Raw genomic sequence first — 20,889 nt, 5'->3', positions numbered from 1 at the left:
TCACGGGGTTAGGATCGTGGACATGCGCCAGATCGATCCCGATTTCCTGGAGCTGCCGCTGCGGCAGCTCGCGGACGCCGCCTTGCAACGCGCTCGTGACCTCGGCGCCGAGCATGCCGACTTCCGGCTGGAGCGCGTCAGAGCCGAGACCCTCAGCCTCTACGACGCGCGCCTCGAAGGCTCCATGGACGCCGACGACCTCGGCTACGCCGTGCGTGTGGTCAAGGGCGGCACGTGGGGGTTCGCCGCCGGCGTCCACCTGACGCCCGAGGCCGCCGCCGTGGTGGCCGAGCAGGCCGTCCGGGTGGCGGAGGTGAGCGCCCCGATCAACAGGGAGCCCGTCGAGCTGGCGCCCGAGCCGGTGCACGCCGGGGCGGTGTGGGTGTCGGCGTACGACGTGGACCCGTTCGAGGTGGCGACGGCCGACAAGGTGAGCCTGCTGGCCGACTGGTCGGCCGGGCTGCTGAAGGGCGCCGACCACGTGTCGGCGCGGCTGCTGCAGGTCAAGGAGCAGAAGTTCTACGCCGACACGGCGGGCACGGTGACCACGCAGCAGCGGGTGCGGGTGCATCCGAAGCTCAACGCGATGAAGGCGGCCGGAAGCGGCTTCGACGACATGTCGACGATCGCGCCGCCGGCCGGGCGCGGGTACGAATACCTGACGGGCACCGGCTGGGACTGGCAGGGCGAGCTGGCCCGGCTGCCCGAGCTGCTGGCCGAGAAGCTGGCGGCGCCCTCGGTCGAGGCGGGCGACTACGACCTGGTGGTCGACCCGTCCAACCTGTGGCTGACGATCCACGAGTCGATCGGCCACGCCACGGAGCTGGACCGCGCGCTGGGCTACGAGGCCGCCTACGCGGGCACCAGCTTCGCCACGTTCGACCAGCTCGGCGAGCTGGTGTACGGGTCGCCGCTGATGAACGTGACCGGCGACAGGACCGTCACGCACGGCCTGGCCACGATCGGCTACGACGACGAGGGCGTGCAGGGGCAGAGCTTCGACATCGTCAGGGACGGCATCCTGGTGGGCTACCAGCTCGACCGGGGGATGGCGCTGCTGAAAGGGCTCGGCCGGTCCAACGGGTGCGCGTTCGCCGACTCGCCCGGCCACACGCCGATCCAGCGCATGGCCAACGTGTCGCTGGTGCCGGCGCCCGGCGGGCCCTCGACCGCGGAGCTGATCGCGGGGGTCGAGCGGGGCCTCTACATCGTCGGCGACAAGAGCTGGTCGATCGACATGCAGCGTTACAATTTCCAGTTCACCGGGCAGCGGGCGTACCGGATCTCGCACGGGAAGCTGGACGGGCAGGTCAGAGACTTCGCCTACCAGGCGACGACGACGGACTTCTGGCAGTCGATGGAGGCGGTGGGCGGGCCGGAGACGTACGTGCTCGGTGGCGCGTTCAACTGCGGCAAGGGCCAGCCGGGGCAGATCGCGCCGGTCAGCCACGGGTGCCCGTCGGCGTTGTTCAAGGGCGTGCGGATCCTCAACACGGTGCAGGAGGCCGGGAAGTGACTCCCCAGGAGATGGTGGACCGGGCGCTCGGGCTCTCCCGGAACGACGGCTGCGTGGTGCTCGTGGACGAGGAGTCCACGGCCAACCTGCGGTTCGCGGGCAACACGCTGACCACGAACGGGGTCGCCCGCTCGGCCCGGCTGACGGTGATCTCGATCGCGGGGCAGGGCGTGGGGGTCGTCTCGCGCGCCGCCGTACGCGATGAGCAGCTCGAAGACGTGGTGGCGGCGGCCGACGCCGCGGCGCGGGACGCGCGGCCCGCCGAGGACGCGCGGGCGCTCGTGGAGGGCGTGGCGGAGTCGCCGCACTGGGGCGAGGAGGTGCGGCCGACCGACATCGAGGTGTTCGAGCGGTTCGCGCCCGCGCTGGGCGACGCGTTCGCGACGGCGCAGGCGGCCGGCAGGAGACTGTACGGGTTCGCGGAGCACTCGCTGACCTCGACGTTCCTGGGCACGTCCACGGGCCTGCGGCTGCGGCACGACCAGCCGACCGGGCGCCTTGAGCTCAACGCCAAGTCCGCCGACCTGAAGCGCTCGGCGTGGACCGGCGTGTCCACGCCCGACTTCACCGACGTCGACGTGGCCGCGCTCGACGCCTCGCTGGCCCAGCGTCTTGAGTGGGCCAAGACCCGGGTCGACCTGCCCGCGGGCCGCTACGAGACGCTGCTGCCGCCGAGCGCGGTGGCCGACCTGATGATCTACATGTTCTGGTCGGCGGGGGCGAGAGACGCGCTCGACGGACGTTCGGTGTTCGCCAAGCCCGGCGGGGGCACCCGCGTGGGCGAGCAGCTTGCCACGCTGCCCGTCTCGCTGTCGAGCGACCCGGGGGTGGCGGGCATCGCGTGCGCGCCGTTCGTGACGGCGCACAGCTCCAGCAGGCAGAGCTCGGTGTTCGACAACGGGCTGCCGCTCGGGCCGACCGACTGGATCAAGGACGGGCGGCTGGAGGCGCTGCTGCAGACCCGCTACTCGGCGGAGCTGAGCGGGCTGCCGGTGACGCCGGGCATCGACAACCTGATCATGTCGGGCCCTGAGGGTGGGCGGTCGCTCGAGGAGATGATCGCCTCGACGCGGCGCGGCCTGCTCGTCACCTGCCTGTGGTACATCCGCGAGGTCGACCCGCAGACCCTGCTCGTGACCGGGCTGACCAGGGACGGCGTCTATCTGGTCGAGCATGGTGAGGTTGTGGGCGAGGTGAACAACTTCCGCTTCAACGAGAGCCCGGTGGATCTGCTCGGACGGCTGACGGAGGTGGGGTCCAGCGAGCGCACGCTGCCGCGCGAGTGGAACGACTACTTCCAGCGTACGATCATGCCGGCCGTGCGCGTGCCGGACTTCAACATGTCGACGGTGAGCCAGGCGAGCTGACCCGCGGCCTGCGGCTTTGGTTTGGCGGTGACCTCAGCGCGGACCTCAGCGGTGACCTCAGCGCGCGGACCTCAGCGGGGGCCCAGGAGGGCTCCCAGGGCGTGGCTGAGGGCATCGCCGAGCGTCTTGGCGCACGTCTCGTAGCCGGCCGGCGGGCCGCCGTAGGGGTCGTAGACCTCCAGGGCCCGCCGGTGGTCGCGGCGCTCGGCGGACGAGGCGACGATGGCGCGCGCCCGCTCGGCCGTGTCGGAGCGGTAGCGGCGATGGCCCGCGCCCGAGGCCAGGAAGGCGAACTCGGGCAGTGTGAACGTCTTGTGCTCGGCCCGGGGGTCGAGCCCGACGGCCACGGCGCGGTGCCCGGCCTCCATGGTCAGCAGCAGGTCGGCCGAGCCGATCAGGACGGGGTCCAGCGGCCTGGCCCGGTGCGCGCGGCCGTCGAGGCCGAGCTTGTCGAGTGCGGCGACCGCGTGCGGGGCCATCGGATGGCCGACCAGCGCGCGCACTCCCGCGCTTCCCGTGGTGACGGGGAAGGCCGCGGAATGGAGCATCGCCTTGGCGATCACCTCTGCCATGGCGGAACGGCAGATGTTCGCCGTGCACACCAGGAGGATGCGGAACTCACCACTCACGCCCGCCAATCTAACCGCTCGGGACCGCCTGGGTGCGGCGGATCGCACGGACACCGCGCCGGCCCCCTGCACGGCCCCGGCCCCGGCCCTTTCCGGCCTCGGGACCCGGGGCTTTCCGGTCGCGGGCGCCGGGCTGTCCGGTCGCGGGCCCGTTGACGCCTTCGTCCAGGCCACCCCCGGGCGCGCCCGTCCCCTCAGGCCGACCACGCCCACTCCCCTGGCACACGAACATGGCCACTCCCCCGGGACGCGAGCACGACGCTTCCCCTGGGCACGAGCACAACCGCTTCCTTGGGACGCGCACGAGCACAACCGCTTCCTTGGGACGCGAGCGCGGCCACTCCGCCCCTCCAACGGGGCACCGCTCCACCGGGCGTTGGGGCGTCAGAGGTGAGGCGTGGCGCCGTCGTGGGCCTACTCGGGAGCGGCGGGCCGGGAGGCGATGGCCGCCATCCAGCGCAGCCCGGCCGCCGCTCGGACCACCCCGTCGCGGGTCCACCCGAGGGGCGAGGCCGAGGGCGGAGGCCCGGGAGCGAGGGCGGGGGCTCGGGGGGCGGGGTGCTGGGGCGGGCGCCGTGGGAAGGGGGCGCGGGGCATTCATCGGGCGCAGGCCGGCCGTAGCTCTGGCGGGCCCGTCGCGGGTGTGCCCGCGAGGGCCCGGGGCGCTGAGGCGGCCTCTGAGGCGCTTCCCGGGCCACTCAGGGGCGCGTCACCCATGCGTGTGGTCAGGCGCCGCACGGCCGGAAGTGCCGTCCGTGCGGTCTCAGAAGCGCGGTCAGGCGTCCTCGAGGCGGAAGCCCACCTTCATGCCGACCTGGAAGTGCGCGACCTCTCCCGCGTCGATGTGCCCGCGGATCTCCGTCACCTCGAACCAGTCGAGGTGCCTGAGCGTCTCGGAGGCCCGCCTGATGCCGTTGCGGATGGCCTGGTCGACGCTCTCCCCCGACGTGCCGACGATCTCGGTGACCCGGTAGGTGCGATCCGTCATCTCCACATCCTCCTTACTCCAGGGCCATGATCGCATGACCCCCCGCTCCCGGCCGGGCTGCCGTCGCCCCCGGCACATCCTGGGTCTACCTTGGAAGCTATGAAGGGGTGGCGCAGAAAGGCGGACGTTCACCAGGTCACGGACGCGAAACCGTCGCTGACCGCGGACATCCGCAAGCGGGAGATCAGTTACCTCATCAAGATGGGGATCCGGACGATCTGCCTGATCCTGGCGGTGGTGGTGCCGCTGCCGTGGCCGTACCGGCTGCTGTTCATCGCCGCGGCCGTCTTTTTGCCGTACATAGCGGTAATCGGGGCCAATGAGAGGGGCGAGGCAGGCCCGCCACCTACCTTTCAGTCCCCTGAGGCTAACCAAACCGAGATACCGCTGCATCGACGCGAGATCGGGTCGTGACTAAGTCTTGACGCATCCCATGGGTTGTAGGTGTACGCTTTAGGCAAGCGCTCCGGTCCCCCGTCGGAGTGCTGGTGCCGGCGTTCCGGGCCCCCGTCGGAACGCCGATGAAGCGACGCCGGGTGGTTTGCCCCCGTAACCACCCGGCGTCGCCCTTTTTTGATCAGCCCCAGACTCTGATAGGGCTGCTTTCCCGAAATCGTTTACATGCGCTCCCGCCTCGTTATTCACAGGAAATCTTCAGGCGGGAGCGGGCTTGACTTCAAGAGTTCGTTCGAGTGTCAGCCGTCTGTCAGCGTCTGGGTGCGCTGATCTCCCCAGTTCTTCGCCAGTGTGGTCAGTTTTGCCACCGCGTCCTCGGGTGCGGTGCCCGCTCCCTGGGCCAGCCCCAGCAGGTACGCCGTCAGCGGCGCGGCCGGCCTGGCGACCCCGTGGGCGACCTCCTTCGTCAGGTCGAGGATCTGGTCGCGGTCCACGCGGGCCGGGTCGATGCCCAGCTCCTCGCAGGCCAGGATGGTCCACTCGTGCAGCACGTTCATGCGAGCCTCCTTCACCCTTCAGGGCGTCCATTGTGTCGCAGCTGTGTCGCAGCCGGCCCATGGGCGCCCGCAGGATGCGGGGCGCCCATGCCGGCAGGCCTTCGTGAGGTCCCCGCGCGTGCCCGGGTGGGGGTGTCAGCCGCCGATGGCGGACATGGGGCGGGAGGGCTGGAGGAAGGAGGGGTCGTCGATGCCGTGGCCCGCGCGCTTGCGTGACACCGCGGCCACCCACCGGGCGGCCAGTTCGTCGTCGGAGGCGCCGTCGCGCATCGCCGTCTTCAGGTCGGACTCCTCGGTGGCGAACAGGCAGTTGCGTACCTGCCCGTCGGCCGTGAGCCTGACGCGGTCGCACGCTCCGCAGAACGGCCGCGTCACCGAGCCGATCACGCCGACCCTGGCCGGTCCGCCGTCCACCAGGAACCGTTCGGCCGGGGCGCTGCCGCGCTCCTCCAGGTCGTCGGCCGTGAGATCGAACGAGCCGGTCAGCAGCGCGAGGATCTCGTCGGCGGTGACCATGTCGTCGCGGCTCCAGCCGTGCTGGGCGTCGAGCGGCATCTGCTCGATGAAGCGCAGCTCGTAGCCCTGCTCGAGGCACCAGCGCAGCAGTGGCACGGCCTCGTGGTCGTTGACCCCGCGCATCAGCACCGCGTTCACCTTGACCGGGCGCAGCCCGGCCTGGTCGGCGGCGGCGAGGCCGGCGATCACGTCGGCGTGCCGGTCGCGGTGCGCGAGCTGCTTGAACGTGGCCGGGTCGAGCGTGTCGAGGGAGACGTTGACCCGGTCGAGCCCGGCGCCGGCCAGGGACTCGGCCAGGCGGGCCAGGCCGATGCCGTTGGTGGTCAGCGACACCTGCGGCCTGGGGTCGAGCGCCGTGGTGCGGGTGACGATGTCGACGAGCTCACGCCTGAGCAGGGGCTCACCCCCGGTGTAGCGCACCTCGGTGACGCCCAGCCGCTCGACGCCGATCGTCACCAGGCGGACGATCTCGTCGGCGGTCAGGAGCTGGGCGTTCGGCAGCCAGTCGAGGCCCTCGGGGGGCATGCAGTACGTACAGCGCAGGTTGCATTTGTCCGTGAGGGACACCCGCAGATCCGTCGCCACCCGTCCGAACGAGTCTCGCAACATGCGGCGTCACCTCCTGTTCGTTCGCCAGAGGGCCAGACTACGACGCCCGTCGGGCTACGCTCAAAATCGCCCCTTCACCGCACGACAACGCATATCCCGGGAGATCGATTCCTGTCCCGGTCAGGAGAGGCCGTGCCAGGTGGTGCGGGCGTGGATCAGCTCGGGCAGATGTCTCCTGGACCACTCGCAGCCGGCGTTCATCGGTTCCAGGAGGCTGCGGCCGAGGTCGGTGAGCTCGTATTCGACGCGCGGCGGGATCTCGTCGTACGCGGTGCGCGTGAGAAGCCCGTCGCGTTCCATGGCGCGCAGCGACGCGGTGAGGACCTTGGGCGTGATGCCGCGCAGGGGCCGCTGGAGCTCGGTGAAGCGGCGCGGGCCCTGCTCCAGGCAGCGGATGAGCTTGGCGGTCCACTTGTCGCCGATGCGGATCGGCGCGGCGACCGGCGGGCAGTGGGTGAACATGTCCGGATCGAGAGGCTCGGGCATCTGGCCATCGTAGGTAACTATCGTTGCGGAAAGCGACATCCTCCCCTCTACCGTCTGCGGAGCGGCCGGGCCGTCCGGCCGTTCGGACAGATGGGGGTACGGAATGAGCGCGATCGTGGTGTTCGGGGCCGGCGGGCGGGCCGGGAGGCGGGTCGTCGCGGAGGCGGCCGCGCGCGGCCATGAGGTGACGGCCGTGGTGCGGGATCCGGCGAAGTACGCGGTGCTGGCCGGGGAGCGGGTCGTGGCCGGGGACGTCACCGACGCCGGCCGAGTGGCGGAGGCCGCGGCGGGACAGGACGTGGCGGTGCAGGTGGCGGCGCGGCTGGACGTGGCGTCGGCGGAGTTCTTCGGGGCGGCGTCGCGCGCGCTCGTGGACGGGCTGGCGCGGGCGGGCGTCGGCCGGCTGGTGGCGCTGGGGATCGGCAGCCTGCTGGAGGTCTCCCCCGGGGTGCGGCTGGTGGACACGCCCGGGTTCCCTGAGGACGCCCGGACGTTCTCGCTGGGACATGCCGTGGAGCTGGAGATTCTCGGGAAGTCGGCGCTCGACTGGGTGGTGGTCGCGCCGCCGCCGGTGTTCCTGGACGACGAGGCGGGCCGGACCGGGCGGTACCGGTTCGGCGACGGGCGGGTGCCGGAGGCCGCCGAGGGGGATCCGGTGTTCTCGTACGCGGACCTGGCGGTGGCGCTCGTGGACGAGGCGGTCGATCCTGAGCGCCACCGGGTTCAGGTGGCGGTGTCGTACTAGTCCTTTCTGGGGAGTGTGGCCAGGAGGACCAGCAGGGCGGTCGCCGGGACGAGGCCCCACAGGAGGGCTCCGGGGACCGCCGCGGCGAGCGATCGGGGTGGTCCGTCGCCCAGGAGGCCGCCGGTGAGCGCCACGCCGGCGGCCATGCCGAAGCCGCGTACCGACAGCACGGCCGAGGTGACCGCGCCGAGGTCGGCGGGGCGGGCGGCGTTCTGGGCGAGGGTGACGAGGTTCTGCATGACGAGGCCGAAGCCGGCGCCGAGCACCGCCATGCCGGCGGCGACGTAGGCGTACGGGCTGGTCAGGTCGGCCCGGCCGAGCAGGAGCAGGCCGGGGATGATCAGCAGCGCGCCGATCAGGACGGACGTGCGCGGCCGCAGGCCGCCCGCGAGGGCGGAGGCGGCGATGAAGGGGATGAATTACGGGTTGCCCGCCAGGCCGGCCTCGGTCGCGTTCAGGCCGAAGGCCACCTGGAGGTACGTGGGCAGGAACACGATGGACCCGTACAGCAGGACCCCCAGCAGCGCCGTGGCCGGGAACACCACCCGCAGCGCCCGCTCCTCGAACAGCCTGGGCGGGATGATCGGGCTCTCGGCCCGGCGTTCGCGCCACCAGAACGCGGCGAACAGGGCCGCCGTGAGGGCGATCAGCCCGTAGCGGTCCGGGCGTCCGGTCAGCAGCACCAGGCTCACGGCGGCCCCGGCCAGCAGGATCGCACCCGGAACGTCGAGGCGGGGGTCGGCCTGGGGTCTGGGGAGCCGCAGGGAGGTGGCCACCAGGAGGATGGACAGCAGGCCGATCGGGACGTTCACGTAGAAGATCCAGCGCCAGCCGGCGGCCTCGGTGAGGGCGCCGCCGACGAGCGGGCCGCCCACGGCCGCCAGGGCGAACACCGCTCCGACGGCGCCCTGGACCCTGGCGCGCAGCCGGCCGGGGAACAGCTCGGCCAGCGCGATGGCCGGCACCGCGAACAGCGCGCCCGCCCCGGCGCCCTGGATCGCGCGGGCCGTGACGAGCTGCGGCATGTCCTGGGCGAGGCCGCACAGGGCGGAGGCGGCGGTGAAGGCGGCGACGGCGGCCAGGTAGACGGCGCGCCTGCCGTAGCGGTCGCTGAGGCGGCCGTAGAGGGTGGCGGTGGCGGTGGAGGCGAGCACGTACGCGGTCACGACCCAACCGGCCGAGCCCGTGCCGCCGAGGTCGGTGGTGATGTCACGCAGGGCGATGGTGACGATGGTCTGGTCGAGCACGGACATGAGGACACCGAGTACGAGACCTACGACGGCGAGAGGCACGTTCGACCGCACCCCGGCCGCCCCGGCCCGCCGATCGGACGGGGTGGTGGGCGGGCCGCTGTGGGGACGGCCACCGTCGGGCGGGGTGCCGGGTGGGTTCTGGGGGCCGGGGGTGGTCATGTGGTGAAGGGGTTGGGGAGGGCGAAGTCTTCGCTGAGGAGGTCCTGGTCGAGGGCGCCGGCGGCGAGTGTGCCGGCGGCGGCCGCGGCGATCACGGCCGTGAAGGGCATCGGCATGCTCGCGCGCCGCGCCATGTCCCCCGCCGCGTACACGCCCGCCACGCTCGTCCGGCCGAACTCGTCCACCCGCACGGTCGCGTCCGGGAACGTGGCGCAGCCGAGGGCGCCGGGCAGGGTGGAGCGCTGGGTGAGGGCGGACTTGACGAAGACGGCGTCGGCGGGCGCCGGAGGGCCGGATTCGTAGACGATCTGGCCGAGGCGGCCGGGTTCGCCCTCCAGGCGGGTGATCGGCTCGCAGCGGAGGGCGACGCCGTGCCGGGCCAGGAGGGCGCGGGTGTCCGGGGCGAGCGGGCCGCCGTGGGTGGAGAGGGTGAGAAAGGGGGTGAAGCGGGTGAGGTGGAGCGCCAGTCGTACGCGGTCGGGGGTGGCGCCGATGACGGAGACCCGCGTGCCGGTGATCTCGTGACCGTGGCAGTACGGGCAGTGGAACGCCGCGCGTCCCCAGAGGCCGGCCAGCCCGGAGATCCCGGGCAGGTCGTCCTTGAGGCCGGTGGCCAGCAGCAGCCTGCGGCACTCCTCCTCCCCCACCGCGAACGTGCCCGCCCCGGTGCGGCGCGCCTCCGTGACGGGAACGGCCCGGAGTTCGACGCTCTCGTACGCCTTCAGTTGCGATCTGCCGATCCGGCGTACTTCGGCGGGCGGTGTCCCGTCGTGCCCGAAGAAGTTGTGCACCGCGTGCGCCGTGGCGTTGCGGCCCTCGTCCGCGTCCAGCAGCAGCACCCGCCGGTGCGCCCGGCCCAGTGTGAGCGCCGCGGCCAGTCCGGCGGGGCCGCCGCCGATGATGATCACGTCCCGCATGTCCGTTCACTCCAAAGGTGGTTCGTTGACAGCGGGATCAACTCTGCAAGTTAATGTGAACATGAAGTCAAGCGCGGAGATGAGCATCGGCGAACTGGCGGCGCGGTTCGGTCTCGCCACGCACGTGCTGCGGCATTGGGAGGCCATGGGGCTGATCCGGCCGGCGCGGCGGAGCAGCGGGCGGCGGCGCTACACCGAGGACCAGGTGTCGCGGGTGACGATGATCGTGCGGGGCAAGGCGGCCGGGCTCGGGCTGGAGCAGTTGCGGGAGATGTTCGACGCCGGCACCCGCGATGACAGGCGGGAGCTGCTGCGGCGGCATCAGGCGGAACTGGAGTGGCGGATCCGGCAGGCGGAGGCGTCCAGGACGCTGATCGGGCACGCGCTGGAGTGTTCGGAGCCGGATTTCACCCTGTGCCCGAAATTTCAGCAGATGTGTGCGGGCAGCCTGCCCGAGAAATTGACCCCGGACATGGCGAACGCCCGGCCTGGACGACCGGGCGTTCGTGATGGTGCTCAGCGGCGGCCGATGACCTTGACCCAGTCCGTACCCTCGGACGGGCCGAGCCACCTGGCACCCTCGAAGACCGCGCGCCACGTACCGGACGTGCGAGCCTCGACCTTGGTGCCGAAGTAGCCCTTGCCGCTGGTGCGGATGGTGTCCACGTGCTCCCACCGGCCGCTGTGGGCCGGCTGGAACAGGATCACGATCCGCTTGTAGGCCAGGCGGTGCCAGTTCTCCTGCTTCTTGCAGTAGTCGGCGTGGTGCACCGAGACGAAACCGCTGATGTAGTCCTCGTCGCACGCGACGGAGAGCTTGCCCTCAAGGGTGATGGGGCGGCCCTTCCACGCGGGCTCAGGGTTCGCGTCGAACTGGAGGCTGGTGCGGCCACCCGCGACATCCGGGTCCCAGTTCGGGTCGTCCGCGAACGCAGGCGAGGCGGCGGTGGCCACCAGCGTGGTGCCCAGGGCAGCGGCCGCCAGGCCGGCGGCTAGACGTCGCATCATCAAAATCGGAATTCCTTCCCCGTCTCAAACGCACCCCGGGACCGGGGCACGTCAACGCCAATGACGCGTAAGAGTAAGGAAAAGTTGCGAATAGGTTGATCACGATTTTGCAACGCCGGTTTAGCGTAGCGATTAAGTTAGTGCGCTTTAATGCCTTATTGCACGATTTGTCGGGATTTCGAGGCGTCTGTTGCGTAGTGGCTGGTTCCGGGGTAGCGGGCGCGCCAGTAGCCGCCGGTCCTGCCCGGCACCGTCGCGACGAAGGCGCCCGCGGCGTCCGTGGTCGCGTGTCCCACCTTTTCCCAGGCCGAGGTGGCGTCGGGACGCCAGAGGATCTCGATGGGCTGCTTGCCGAACGGGCCGTGGTCGGTGAGGCCGCGCGGGTCCACGCGGGTGAGCGAGCCGCGCAGGCGCACGCCGCCGTTGGAGCGGGCGGCCTTGTCGGCGGTCACCGATGTGAGCTTGGTCTCCCGCTTGAGGTCGAACGCGGCGTACTCGGTGATGGTCGTCCCGCCCGGGCCCTTGGCGGTGACGGTGATCGTCCAGGTGCCGGCCGCGTAGTAGCGGTTGAGGCGCTTGTCCGGGAGGAAGCGCCAGGTCTGCCAGCCGCCGGTCATACGAGCCGGTGGGGCCGGGGCCAGACGCCACACCAGACGGGGCGGGATCACCGGGCCTGTAACCGGGCCGGTCACCGGGCGAGCCGCGGGGACGCCGTCCTTGGGGCCGGTGCCGGGCGCGTGCCGCCGCTCCGGCTGGACGGCTGCGGCGGCCGGCGACCCGGCCGATGCCACGGCCGGCGACCCGGCCCGCGACCCGGCGGGCGACCCGGCGGGCGACCCGGCCGGGGGCTCGACCGCCGGCCGGGCCGGCGCCATGCCTGGCGGCTGGACCGGTGCCTGGGCCGGTGGTTCGGCCGGTGCGACAACCGGAGGCTCGGCCGGTGATTGGGCCGGCGACTTGGCCGGCGACTTGGCCGGTGGCTCCGCCGGTGCCTGGGCCGGTGATTTGGCCGGCGGTTCGGCCGGTGGTTGACCTGCTGGCTGGCCGGGTGGCTGGACCGCGGGTCGAGCCGGCGCTTGGACCGGAGGCTTGGCTGGAGACTGGGCCGGCGGTTCGGCCGGTGACTGGACCGGAGGCTGAGCCGGTGATTGGGCCGGTGATTGGGCCGGTGATTGGGCCGGTGATTGGGCCGGTGATTGGGCCGGTGATTGGGCCGGTGGCTGGACCGGTGGCTGGACCGGTGGCTGGGCCGGCGCTCGGACCGGGGCCGGGGCGGAGGCCGGTGGGAGGTCGGGTGCCGGGTCCGGGAGCACAGGCGCCTTGTCGGCCAGCAGGGGCGCGGGCGGCGTGCCGGGTTCGACCTTGACGGAGACGCCGTCCTTACCCCGTACCCCCTTGGCGATCACGTCGATCACCAGGCGGACGGAGCCGTGCGCGCCGACGACCGGGGCCGCGGGACGTACGGTGATGGCGCGGATGGCGGGCTCGGTCGCGGCGGCGGCCGCGGGCGCCGTGAGCGACCCCGCCGCGAGCGAGAGGAGAAGCAGGCTTCTGGTCATGATCGAGACGGTAGGAACCGGCCGGTAATGGCCAGGACCACAACACACGCCCCGAATGGCAAAGCCCGGGATCAGCCCAAGTAGAGCCCTTCGATGACGTCGGCGTACTTCGTGTGGATGATCCGCCTCTTGAGCTTGAGGCTCGGGGTGAGCTCCTCGGTCTCGGCCGTCCACTCGGTGCCGAGCAGCGCCCACTTCTTCACCTGCTGCACCCTGGCCAGCTTGGTGTTGGCGGCCTCGATCGCCGTCCCGACCTCCTTGAGGATCTCCGGATGCTCGGCCAGCTCGGCCAGCGACGCGAACGTGATGCCGCGCGACTGCGCCCAGCCCGGCGCCACCTCGGCGTCCAGCGTCAGCACGGCCACCGGGTGCGGCCGGTTGTCGCCGTAGGCGAGGGCCTGGCCGATGAGGATGTGCTGTTTGAGGTGGTTCTCGATCTCGGCCGGGGAGATGTTCTCACCGCCCGCGGTGATGATGAGCTCCTTCTTGCGGTCGACGACCCGGTAGAAGCCGTCGTCGTCGACCGTGCCGATGTCGCCGGTGTGCAGCCAGCCGTCGGCGTCGATGAGCTCGGCGGTGGCCTCGGGGCGGTTGACGTAGCCGCGGGTGTTGAGCGGGCTGCGGGTGAGGATTTCGCCGTCCTCGGCGATGCGGATCTCGACGCCGGGCTCGGCCCTGCCGACCGTGCCCAGGCGGTAGCAGGCGGGGCTGTTGCCGGTGAAGGCGCCGGTCGTCTCCGTCATGCCGTACACGTCGATGACCTTGAGACCGAGACCGGCGTAGAAGCGCTGCACCTCGTCGGGCAGGGGCGCGGCGCCGGTGGCGGTCCATTCGGCGCGGTCGAAGCCGATCATGCCGCGGATGATGGACAGGAGTGAGGCGTCGGCCTGGTCGTAGGCGGCCTGGATCTCGGGGGTGACGGTGTGGCCGTGCTGGCCCGCCTCGACGTACGCGGCGCCCGCCGCCATGGCCTCGCGTACGGCGGCCTGCTGCTCCTCCGGCTGGGTGGCGAGCACGGCGAGGAGCCGGGCCATCATCTTCTCCCACACCCGCGGCACGCCGAAGAACAGCATCGGCTTGACCTGCCCCAGCGTGGCGCCGAGGTTGGCCAGGTCGGTGCAGAAGTGCACGTGGGAGACCTTGACCAGCGGCAGGTAGAGGCTGAGCACCCGCTCGGCGATGTGCGCGTAGGTGAGGTAGGAGATCTGGGTGCCCCGCATCGGCAGCGAGGTGAGGCGGTCGGTGGCGGCGACCTCGTAGAAGATGTTGGCGTGGGTGAGCGGCACGCCCTTGGGCATGCCGGTGGTGCCCGAGGTGTAGAGGACGGTGACCACGTCGCCGGGGGTGACCGCGCGCCAGCGGGCCTCGGCCGGGCCGGGGTCGGCGGCCAGGCGCTCGCGGCCCAGCTCCAGGAAGTCCGCCCAGGTCATGAACCGTTCGCCGGCCGGGGCGCCCTCCAGCATGATGATCTTGCGGAGGTCGCCGAGCCGGTCGAGCACGGGCTCCCAGCGGGCCAGTTCGGCGGGGCCGCCGAGTACGGCGTACTTGGCGCCCACGTCGCCGGCCACGAACGCGATCTGGTCCGGCGCGAACGTCGAGTAGACCGTGCAGCCCACTCCCCCCGCGTGCACCGCCCCCAGGTCGGCGAGCACGTGCTCGCTGCGGTTGACCATCATGAGGGCCACGGATTCGCCGGGTTCGAGGCCCAGCGCGGCGAACGCGGCCGCGATCTCCAGGACCCGCTCGCGCGCCTGCCCGTAGGTCAGCGTGCTCCAGCCGTCCCCATCGGGGTCGGAATAGGCGGGTGCGTCGTGGTGCTGCTCGGCCGCCTGTCTGAGTTGCTCGCAGACGGTACGGCCAGCGATCTGCCGCTCGATCTCGGCGCGGACTTCGAGGACTTCGAGGGCTTCGGCCATGGGAGCCGCCTCCAGTCAGTATTCACTTGCATGAATGGCATGCATCGCACCACACCCCCGGGGTAGCGGCAAGACCTTGGAACATCCTTCACGTAGAGTGATCACACAAATGCGGAGAGGAAGGTCATGGGCGGCGGCGAAAGGACGTTCTTCGGGCATCCGCGGGGCCTGGCCACCCTGTTCGGCACCGAGATGTGGGAGCGGTTCAGCTGGTACGGGCTGCGGGCGATCCTGGCCACGTTCATGGCCGCCTCGCCCGCGCACCAGGGCCTGGGCCTGTCGCAGGAGACGGCGCAGGCGGTCGTCGGCGTCTACGGCGCGCTGATCTACCTGGTGGCGCTGCCGGGCGGCTGGATCGCGGACCGCATTCTCGGGGCGCGCAGGTCGGTGTTCTGGGGCGGGTTCGTCATCATGCTGGGCCACATCAGCATGGCGATCCCGGCGGGGTCGGCGTTCTTCGTCTGGCTCGGGCTGCTGCTGATCATCACCGGCACCGGCCTGCTCAAGCCGAACATCTCCGTCATGGTCGGCCGGCTCTACCCGGAGGCGGACGACGGGCGGAGGGACGCCGGGTTCTCGCTGTTCTACCTGGGCATCAACCTGGGCGCCTTCTTCGCGCCGCTCGTGGTCGGCCGGCTGGCGGAGGGCGACCGCTGGCACCTGGGGTTCGGGGCGGCGGCGGTCGGGATGGCGCTGGGCCTGGCCCAGTACCTCTGGGGCGGGCGCGGGCTGCGCGGGATCGGTGAGCGGCCGGGCATGCCCCTGTCGGGTGGCGAGCGGCGCCGGGCCGGGCTGGTCACGGCGTTCGCGGTGGTGGTGACGGCGGGCGCGCTGGGGGTGTGGGCGGCGACCGGGACGCTGACGATCGACCGGCTGACCCTGGTGGTCACGGTGGTGATCCTGGTGGTGCCGGTGGCCTATTTCGCGTACATCATGTTCGGCGGCCACGACCTGACCGAGGATGAGCGCATCCGGATGAAGGCGTACATCTGGCTGTTCGTGGCGGCGGCCGTGTTCTGGATGATCTACGACCTGGCGCCGAGCAAGCTGCTGTTCTTCGCCCAGGATCACACCGACCTGTCGTTGTTCGGCTTCTCGATCAACCAGGCCACGACGCAGTCGTTCAACCCGCTGTTCATCATGATCTTCGTACCGGTGTTCGCGGCTCTGTGGGTGCGGCTGGGCACGCGGGTGAGCACGCCGCAGAAGTTCGGGTTCGCGCTGGTCATGGTTGGGCTGAGCTTCGTGGTCATGGCCGTGGCGGCGGCGCTGGCCGGGGCGGGCCGGGTGTCGGTGTGGTGGCTGGTGCTGGTCTACCTGATCCAGGTGTTCGGGGAGCTGTCGCTGAGCCCGGTCGGGCTGTCGGTGACGACGAAGCTGGCGCCGGAGGCGTTCAAGGGGCAGATGCTGGGGGTCTGGTTCATCGCGGTGTCGGTGGGCGACGCGGTCGGCGGGCAGACGGGGCGGCTCAACCGGGTGCTGTCGGAGCCGATGTACTACCTGGTGCTGGCGGCGATGGCGATCGTGGCCGGGGTGGCGCTGTTCATGTTCACGCGGAAGTTGCGGGTGATGATGGCCGAGCATCATGAGCCCGTCATGAGGTAAACATTCCGACGTGTCCGAAATTCTCGACCTTGTCGGCATTTTTGTCTTCGCCCTGTCGGGGGCGCTCATGGGTGTGCGCAAACGCCTCGACGTGGTCGGGATGGGGGTGCTGGCCGAAATGACCGCTCTGGGCGGGGGCGTCGTCCGTGACCTGATCCTGAACGTGCGGCCCGCCGCCTTCCAGAGCCTCGGCTACGTCCTGGTGCCCGTGGTGGCCACGGCGATCGTCTTCTTCTGGCATCCGCACGTGGCCCGCGTGATGCCGGCCATCCTGGTGCTGGACGCGGCGGGGCTCGGCCTGTTCTGCGCGGTCGGGACGGAGAAGGCCCTCGAATACGGGCTCAGCCCGCTGCACGCGGCGCTGCTGGGGGTCACGACGGGGATCGGCGGGGGCATGCTGCGTGACGTCCTGGCCGGGGAGATCCCGACCCTGCTGTACGACCGGCAGCTCTACGCGGTGCCGGCCATGCTGGGGTCGGGGGCGATGGCGGGGTTGTGGGCGCACGGACTGTACGGGTGGCCGGCGACGCTGGCGGCGGCGGTGCTGGCGTTCGGGCTCAGGCTCGCCGCCATGCGCCGCAACTGGCGCGCGCCGCTGGCCAGGGGGATCGGCGAGTGACGGCGGCGGATCCCGGGACAACGGACCGCGCGCTGCGACGGCCGCAAAAGAACGGCCCGGCGAATGACGACATCGTCGCGGCCGTCCACGAGACCCGCGGCGACCGCTCACACCATCGCGATGAGCGAGTCCGGGGTGAGCGGGGTGCCGGTGGGGCCGTGGTCGCGGGCGGCGCGGAGGCGGGTGATGGCTTCGGCGAGAAGGCCGGGCGGGTGGGTGAAGGGGAGGCGGAGGTAGCCCTCCAGGGTGCCCTCCAGGCCGAACCAGGGGCCGGGCGCGAGCCGGAGGCCGTGGGCGAGCGCCGCCTCGGCGAGCGGGGTGGCGGCGGTGTCCAGGCGGACCCAGAGGGTGCCACCGCCGCGCGGCACCGCGAACGTCCACTCCGGCAGGTGCTCGCGCAGCCCCGACACCAGCGCGTCGCGTGAGGCGCGCAGCGTGCGGCGGCGCTCGGCGCGCGTCTCCTCCAGGCGGTCGAACAGCCGCGCCACCACGAGCTGCTCCAGCACCGGGCTGGCGATGTCCACCGACGAGCGGAACAGGGCCAGGCTGCGGGCCAGCGCGGCCGTGGTGCGGACCCAGCCGATGCGCAGCCCGCCCCACCACAGCTTGGACGCCGACCCGACGCTGATCACCCGGCTGTCGGTGTCGAAGGCGGCCATCGGCGAGGTCGGCGGCACGTCGTCCAGCGCCAGCTCCCCCCAGGTCTCGTCCACCAGCAGCATCGTGCCGGCGCGCCGGGCGGCCCCCGCGACGGCCGCGCGGACCGGGTCCTCCATGAGGGCGCCCGTCGGGTTGTGGAAGTCGGGCATGAGGTAGGCGAGGCGCGCCCCCGACTGACGCATGGCACCGGCGACCAGGTCCTGCTGCCAGCCCTCGTGCGAGATCCCGACCGGCACGATCCGCGCGCCGCGGTGCCGGGCCGCCTCCATGGGGTGCGGGTACGTCGGCGACTCCACGACCACCGCGTCGCCCGGCCGGACGAGCAGGCCGATGACGAGCTGGAGCGCGTGCTGGGAGCCGGTGGTGACGATGATCTGCTCCGGCCTGGTGGCCACGCCCTTGGCGGTGTAGTAGGCGGCGATGCGCTCCCTGAGGACGGGCAGGCCCATGGGGTCGTAGCCGTTGCCCATGCCGTACCGGGGAATGTCGTCGACCGCCTCGATCATCGCCTCGCGCAGGACCGCGGGGGCGGGCGGGGCGGCGCACTGGAGCTGGACGAGGCCGTCGCCGTCGGCGCTGAGCCACGGGTTGTCGGGCGCGGTGGCCGGGTCGGGCAGCGCGGTCCAGCTACCGGAGCCCTGGCGGCTCTCCAGGTAGCCGCGCTCGCGCAGCAGGTCGTAGGCCGCGGTGACGGTGGTGCGGCTGACCTTGAGGGTCTCGGCGAGGTGGCGTTCTGCGGGCATGCGGACGCGTACCGGGATCTGGCCGTCCATGATGAGGGCGCGGACGCCGTCGGCGAGGGCGCGGTAGTACGGCCGGGCGGCGGGATCGGCCTGGACCAGCCGGGCCACTTGCGTCGCTGACAGGTGCCTCATAAGGCCACTTTTCGTCATTGGCCCTGTTTTGGCAAGTTGAACCCTGCCACTCTTGGTCCATTATGAGCGATACGACCGTTTCCCGGCCTGCCACCATGCCCGCCCGCCTCGTCCGCCTCTACGGCGGGCTGGCGCTCTACGGGCTCGGCATCGGCCTCCAGGTGGAATCCGGGCTGGGGAACGACCCGTGGGACGTCTTCCACCAGGGCCTCGGCCTGCGCACCGGGCTGTCCATCGGGACGATCATCATCCTGGTGGGCGCGCTGGTGATGCTGCTGTGGATCCCGCTGAAGCAGAAGCCGGGGATCGGCACCCTGAGCAACGTGGTGTTCCTGGGCCTGTTCGCCGACGCGGCGATCTACCTGCTGCCCACGCCGGGCAATCTGGCGTTCCAGGCGGCCTGCGTGGCCGGCGGCGTCGTCTCCATCGCGCTCGCCACCGTCCTCTACATCGGCGCCGGCATGGGCCCAGGACCCCGGGACGGCATCATGACCGGCCTGGTGCGGCTCGGCCTGTCGGTACGCCTCGGGCGCTTTCTCATCGAGGTCACCGTGCTGATCATCGGCTGGCTGCTCGGCGGCACGGTCGGGATCGGGACCGTCGTGTTCGCCCTGGCCATCGGGCCGCTGACCCAGCTGTTCAGCCGCTGGTTCCCCCTGACGTGATCTTCGTGGCCGGGCCGGACATGACGCGACATGATCGACCCGGCCACGGGATCACCCCTTCGCCAGTAGCGTTGAGGCATGCGGATCGAGGATTACGCCCTGATCGGAGACATGCAGTCGGCCGCGCTGGTGGCCAGGGACGGTTCGATCGACTGGCTCTGCCTGCCCAGGTTCGACTCGCCGTCGTGCTTCGCGGCACTGCTCGGCAGCGAACGCAACGGGCACTGGTGGATGGGGCCCACCGGCAGGAGGCCCGCCACCAGGCGCCGCTATCGTCCTGACACGCTCATCCTGGAGAGCGAGTGGGACACCCCCACCGGCACGGTCCGCGTGATCGACTTCATGCCGCCGCGCGACCGCAACCCCGACGTCGTGCGCATCGTCGAGGGGGTCTCCGGGAGCGTGGAGGTCTCCACGCAGCTCAGGGTGCGCTTCGACTACGGGCGCATCGTGCCGTGGGTGCGCCGCACCAACGGGCACCTGCAGGCGATCGGCGGGCCCGACTCGGTGTGGCTGCACTCCCCCGTGCCGCTGAAGGGCGGTGACTACGCCCACCGGGCGACGTTCACCGTCAAGGAGGGGCAGCGGCTGCCGTTCGTGTTCACGTGGCATCCGTCGCACGAGCCGATGCCGCAGCAGATCCACTGCGAGAACCAACTGGAGGAGACCGAGGCGTACTGGGCGGAGTGGGTCGGCAAATGCACCTACGACGGCCCCTACCGGGAGGCCGTGGTCCGGTCGCTCATCACGCTGAAGGGCCTGACGTACGCGCCGACCGGCGGCATCGTGGCCGCGCCCACCACGTCGCTGCCCGAAGACCTGGGCGGGGTGCGCAACTGGGACTACCGGTTCTGCTGGCTGCGCGACGCCACGCTGACGCTCGACGCCCTCATCAGCTCCGGCTACCTGGAGGAGGCGGCCGACTGGCGCGCGTGGCTGCTGCGGGCGATCGCCGGCCGGCCCCAGGACCTCCAGATCATGTACGGCGTGGCCGGCGAACGCCGCCTGCCCGAGCTGCGCCTCGACTGGCTCGACGGCTACGAGGACTCCCGCCCGGTGCGCATCGGCAACGAGGCGGTCCGGCAGTTGCAGCTCGACGTCTACGGCGAGGTCATGAACTGCCTTTTCGTCGCCCGCAGCCGCGGCCTGTCGGCCGACGACCGGGCGTGGACGATCCAGCGGCAGCTCCTCGACTACGTGGAGGACCACTGGGACGAGCCCGACGAGGGCCTGTGGGAGGTGCGCGGCCCGCGCCGGCACTTCGTGCACTCCAAGGTCATGTGCTGGGCGGCGCTCGACCGGGCGGTCAAATACGTGGAGCGCTTCCACCGCACCGGGCCGGTGGAGAAGTGGCGGACGCTGCGCGACACCGTGCACGCGGAGATCCTCGACAAGGGGTTCGACAAGCGGCGCAACACGTTCACGCAGTCGTACGGCTCGTCGGAGCTGGACGCGGCGCTGCTGATGATCCCCATCGTGGGCTTCCTGCCCGCCGACGACCCCCGCGTCGCCGGCACGGTCGCGGCGATCGAGAAGGAGCTCATGGCCGACGAGCTGGTCCTGCGCTACCCGATCGCGGAGGACAACGACGTGGACGGGCTGCCCGGCGGCGAGGGCGCGTTCCTGGCCTGCAGCTTCTGGCTGGTGGAGGTCATGGCGATGCAGGGCCGCAAAGACGAGGCCAAAGACCTGTTCGAACGGCTGCTGGCCCTGCGCAACGACGTGGGGCTGCTGGCCGAGGAGTACGACCCCCGCTACGGCCGCCTGGTGGGCAACTTCCCGCAGGCGTTCAGCCACGTGCCTCTGGTGCACGCGGCCCGGGCCCTGTCGTAGGGAGGCGCGGG

At 71.5% G+C, this 20,889-nt stretch carries 20 protein-coding genes; 9 read left to right on the top strand and 11 right to left on the bottom strand.

What is annotated here, in order from left to right; translation table 11 throughout:
* Positions 1-22: 22 nt before the first annotated feature.
* Both C4V41_RS43590 and C4V41_RS43585 read left to right on the top strand, forming a co-directional pair.
* Positions 23-1,516 carry a TldD/PmbA family protein gene (locus tag C4V41_RS43590; protein ID WP_103961900.1) on the top strand — a complete coding sequence of 498 codons (1,494 nt, stop codon included), beginning with the start codon at positions 23-25 and terminating at the stop codon, positions 1,514-1,516.
* Complete coding sequence (locus C4V41_RS43585) at positions 1,513-2,883, top strand: metallopeptidase TldD-related protein (RefSeq protein WP_235030753.1); 1,371 nt, start codon at positions 1,513-1,515, stop codon at positions 2,881-2,883. Before C4V41_RS43590 ends, C4V41_RS43585 begins: the two co-directional genes overlap by 4 nt.
* A 71-nt stretch (positions 2,884-2,954) precedes the next feature.
* Here C4V41_RS43585 and C4V41_RS43580 read toward each other — a convergent pair whose 3' ends face one another.
* Together C4V41_RS43580 and C4V41_RS43575 are read right to left on the bottom strand one after the other, a co-directional pair.
* A complete protein-coding gene (locus tag C4V41_RS43580; protein ID WP_103961899.1) occupies positions 2,955-3,512 on the bottom strand; it encodes an arsenate reductase/protein-tyrosine-phosphatase family protein in 558 nt (185 codons plus the stop codon).
* Between the two features lie 775 nt (positions 3,513-4,287).
* The gene (locus C4V41_RS43575) at positions 4,288-4,500 is read right to left on the bottom strand and encodes a dodecin (RefSeq protein WP_080046529.1); all 213 of its coding nucleotides are present in this window, start codon (positions 4,498-4,500) and stop codon (positions 4,288-4,290) included.
* Positions 4,501-4,599: 99 nt separating this feature from the next.
* Here C4V41_RS43575 and C4V41_RS43570 point away from each other — a divergent pair, with 99 nt between their 5' ends.
* The gene (locus tag C4V41_RS43570; RefSeq protein WP_103961898.1) at positions 4,600-4,914 is read left to right on the top strand and encodes a DUF3099 domain-containing protein; all 315 of its coding nucleotides are present in this window, start codon (positions 4,600-4,602) and stop codon (positions 4,912-4,914) included.
* Between the two features lie 281 nt (positions 4,915-5,195).
* On the opposite strand, the gene C4V41_RS43565 is transcribed toward C4V41_RS43570, so the two are convergent.
* The 3 genes from C4V41_RS43565 to C4V41_RS43555 form a co-directional block, all read right to left on the bottom strand.
* On the bottom strand, positions 5,196-5,453 hold the full coding sequence (locus tag C4V41_RS43565) for a DUF6457 domain-containing protein (protein ID WP_103961897.1): 258 nt from the start codon (positions 5,451-5,453) through the stop codon (positions 5,196-5,198).
* A gap of 135 nt (positions 5,454-5,588) precedes the next feature.
* Positions 5,589-6,578 carry a GTP 3',8-cyclase MoaA gene (gene moaA, locus C4V41_RS43560; protein WP_103961896.1) on the bottom strand — a complete coding sequence of 330 codons (990 nt, stop codon included), beginning with the start codon at positions 6,576-6,578 and terminating at the stop codon, positions 5,589-5,591.
* A 120-nt stretch (positions 6,579-6,698) separates the two neighbouring features.
* A complete protein-coding gene (locus C4V41_RS43555) occupies positions 6,699-7,064 on the bottom strand; it encodes a winged helix-turn-helix transcriptional regulator (protein WP_103961895.1) in 366 nt (121 codons plus the stop codon).
* A 103-nt stretch (positions 7,065-7,167) separates the two neighbouring features.
* On the opposite strand from C4V41_RS43555, the gene C4V41_RS43550 reads away from it, so the two are divergent.
* The gene (locus C4V41_RS43550) at positions 7,168-7,809 is read left to right on the top strand and encodes an NAD(P)-dependent oxidoreductase (protein ID WP_200824616.1); all 642 of its coding nucleotides are present in this window, start codon (positions 7,168-7,170) and stop codon (positions 7,807-7,809) included.
* Here the strand turns inward: C4V41_RS43550 and C4V41_RS43545 are convergent.
* The 3 genes from C4V41_RS43545 to C4V41_RS43535 all read right to left on the bottom strand — a co-directional run bounded on the left by C4V41_RS43545 (position 7,806) and on the right by C4V41_RS43535 (position 10,138).
* Positions 7,806-8,081 carry a hypothetical protein gene (locus C4V41_RS43545; RefSeq protein WP_103961894.1) on the bottom strand — a complete coding sequence of 92 codons (276 nt, stop codon included), beginning with the start codon at positions 8,079-8,081 and terminating at the stop codon, positions 7,806-7,808. The genes C4V41_RS43550 and C4V41_RS43545 overlap by 4 nt on opposite strands.
* Before the next feature lie 147 nt (positions 8,082-8,228).
* Entirely contained in the window at positions 8,229-9,221 is a 993-nt protein-coding gene (locus C4V41_RS43540) for an MFS transporter (protein ID WP_103961893.1), read from the bottom strand.
* Complete coding sequence (locus C4V41_RS43535) at positions 9,218-10,138, bottom strand: NAD(P)/FAD-dependent oxidoreductase (RefSeq protein WP_103961892.1); 921 nt, start codon at positions 10,136-10,138, stop codon at positions 9,218-9,220. The genes C4V41_RS43540 and C4V41_RS43535 overlap by 4 nt, the downstream gene beginning before the upstream one ends.
* A 61-nt stretch (positions 10,139-10,199) precedes the next feature.
* Here C4V41_RS43535 and C4V41_RS43530 point away from each other — a divergent pair, with 61 nt between their 5' ends.
* Positions 10,200-10,775 carry a helix-turn-helix domain-containing protein gene (locus C4V41_RS43530; protein WP_200824615.1) on the top strand — a complete coding sequence of 192 codons (576 nt, stop codon included), beginning with the start codon at positions 10,200-10,202 and terminating at the stop codon, positions 10,773-10,775.
* A 526-nt stretch (positions 10,776-11,301) separates the two neighbouring features.
* On the opposite strand, the gene C4V41_RS61130 is transcribed toward C4V41_RS43530, so the two are convergent.
* Positions 11,302-12,705, bottom strand: coding sequence for a hypothetical protein (locus C4V41_RS61130; RefSeq protein ID WP_146104002.1), 1,404 nt, complete (start codon positions 12,703-12,705; stop codon positions 11,302-11,304).
* Positions 12,706-12,776: 71 nt separating this feature from the next.
* Positions 12,777-14,621, bottom strand: coding sequence for an AMP-dependent synthetase/ligase (locus tag C4V41_RS43515; RefSeq protein WP_103961888.1), 1,845 nt, complete (start codon positions 14,619-14,621; stop codon positions 12,777-12,779).
* 126 nt (positions 14,622-14,747) lie between these two features.
* On the opposite strand from C4V41_RS43515, the gene C4V41_RS43510 reads away from it, so the two are divergent.
* Both C4V41_RS43510 and C4V41_RS43505 read left to right on the top strand, forming a co-directional pair.
* Positions 14,748-16,226, top strand: a complete 1,479-nt coding sequence (locus C4V41_RS43510; RefSeq protein WP_103961887.1) for a peptide MFS transporter — start codon at positions 14,748-14,750, stop codon at positions 16,224-16,226.
* Between the two features lie 10 nt (positions 16,227-16,236).
* Positions 16,237-16,845 carry a trimeric intracellular cation channel family protein gene (locus tag C4V41_RS43505; protein WP_103961886.1) on the top strand — a complete coding sequence of 203 codons (609 nt, stop codon included), beginning with the start codon at positions 16,237-16,239 and terminating at the stop codon, positions 16,843-16,845.
* A 107-nt stretch (positions 16,846-16,952) separates the two neighbouring features.
* Here C4V41_RS43505 and yczR read toward each other — a convergent pair whose 3' ends face one another.
* Positions 16,953-18,380, bottom strand: a complete 1,428-nt coding sequence (yczR, locus tag C4V41_RS43500; protein ID WP_103961885.1) for a MocR-like transcription factor YczR — start codon at positions 18,378-18,380, stop codon at positions 16,953-16,955.
* A gap of 95 nt (positions 18,381-18,475) precedes the next feature.
* On the opposite strand from yczR, the gene yczE reads away from it, so the two are divergent.
* Together yczE and C4V41_RS43490 are read left to right on the top strand one after the other, a co-directional pair.
* Positions 18,476-19,045, top strand: a complete 570-nt coding sequence (gene yczE / locus C4V41_RS43495; protein ID WP_235030752.1) for a membrane protein YczE — start codon at positions 18,476-18,478, stop codon at positions 19,043-19,045.
* 78 nt (positions 19,046-19,123) lie between these two features.
* Entirely contained in the window at positions 19,124-20,878 is a 1,755-nt protein-coding gene (locus tag C4V41_RS43490; RefSeq protein WP_103961884.1) for a glycoside hydrolase family 15 protein, read from the top strand.
* The last annotated feature ends 11 nt before the right edge of the window (positions 20,879-20,889 follow it).

It is taken from the genome of Nonomuraea solani (genome assembly GCF_900108335.1).
Classification (GTDB): Bacteria; Actinomycetota; Actinomycetes; order Streptosporangiales; family Streptosporangiaceae; genus Nonomuraea; species Nonomuraea solani.
Note: the sequence above shows the minus strand (reverse complement) of the source record. Positions and strands in the feature narration are given on the sequence as shown.